The sequence below is a fragment of the Mesorhizobium sp. GbtcB19 genome, from assembly GCF_019091085.1.
GTDB lineage: Bacteria > Pseudomonadota > Alphaproteobacteria > Rhizobiales > Rhizobiaceae > Mesorhizobium.
Genome location: NZ_JAGXJY010000056.1, coordinates 1 through 1,522, shown reverse-complemented (window position 1 = coordinate 1,522; position 1,522 = coordinate 1). Strand labels below are relative to the sequence as shown.

Sequence of the window (1,522 nt, the reverse complement as noted above, 5' to 3'; positions counted from 1 at the left end):
AGTCCGATCAGGCGTTGCGCCAGCCGATTGGCGCGCGCGATCAATTCGCCATAGGTGAGCGTGCTTGTGCCTTGCACCACCGCCATGGCGTTCGGATTACGTCGCGCCTGTTCTTCGAACAGCTCATGGACCCAGTGATCCGACGAATAGGCGGCCTCCGTCCGGTTCCAGGTCTCAAGGATGAGCCTGCGCTCCTCGGCCGGCAGCACATCCAGCGACCGCAACGGCATCTCGGGCGCCGCCTCAAGTGCCTCAGCCAGACTCGCCAGCGCCCGCTGCATCAATCCGATGACGCGATCCGCCGACACCGCTTCAACCACCTGCGCCGTGAGGCCAAGTGCTGTCCCGAAGTCATCGACCGACAGCGTCAAGGGATAGTTCGTGCGCTCCTTGCTCTCCAGCCACTCGGCACCGATCAGGCTCGGCGTCCCGGTCCTCTCCGGCGTGCTGTGCCGATAGTTCAGCAGCGCGCTGATCAGCGGCGTTCCCGCCGCAACCCCACTGCAGCGCTGCGCCAACGCCAGCGGCGCATGCTCGTGCTGCAGGAGCTCAGCCAGGCGCAGATGCGCCTCGCGCACGCCTGCCGCAACGCTTCTACCATCCAGATCCAGGCGCAGCGGCAGCGAGTTGATGAAAAGCCCTATAGCCCGGTCGGCACCGGCACCGGCCTGCATGCGGCCAAGCAGCACCGTTCCGAACACCACTTTCTCGCGGCCTGACGTGCGCGCCACCACCTGGCCCCACGCCACATGGCAGAGGCTGGCAAGGCTCACCCCCAGGCGACGGGCATGGCCCCGCAGGCGATCGTTGAGGGCCTGCGGCAGCAGTCGATACGCTTCGACAATCCCCCCACCGTCGCCGCGCGCTTCCGCCAGGCCGAATGGGAGCGAAGGCTCATCGATATCGCCAAGCCGTTCGCGGAAGTAGTGCTCGTGCTCCGCCGCCGATATGCCGAGACGAGCCTGCGCCACCACGTTGCGGAACGGCTCCGCGGTCGGCAATTCGGTTTCCCAGCCGCTCAGGATCACCTCGATCTCTTCGTTCAGCAATTCCAGGGTCGACTGGTCGCCGATCAGATGATGGTGCAATTCTTGCAGCAGCCAACGGTCGGCCTCGGGATCCTTTGCCACCACGAAGCGAAGCAAGGGCGCGTTGGTCAAGTCGAGCCGGTAGTGGCTTGGGTCGTAGCGATGCCGCAACTGGTCCACGCCAGGGCCGGCGGCGGGATCGAGCTCAACCTCCGTGATGCTGAGCGGCGCATGCCGCCACACCACCTGCACCGGCGACGACAGCCCTTCCCAGACGAAGGGGGTGCGCAGGATCTCGTGACGATCCACAACACGCTGCACCGCCGACAGATAGCGGTCCAGTCGATCCCGCTCGGCGAAGGCCATCTGGGCACTGATCAGATACGGATCGCCCTTCTGCGCCAGAAGGTGATGGAACAGGATGCCGTCCTGTAATGGCGTCAGGGCGTAGATGTCCTGGGCGTTCGCAATCCCGCCCGGCACCGCCTCCACCA

At 65.6% G+C, this 1,522-nt stretch carries 1 protein-coding gene; it reads right to left on the bottom strand.

The window, feature by feature from the left end:
- Window positions 1-1,522 (bottom strand): condensation domain-containing protein (locus tag KVT37_RS31505; RefSeq protein ID WP_254634389.1); only part of this gene is annotated, 1,522 nt, incomplete at both ends.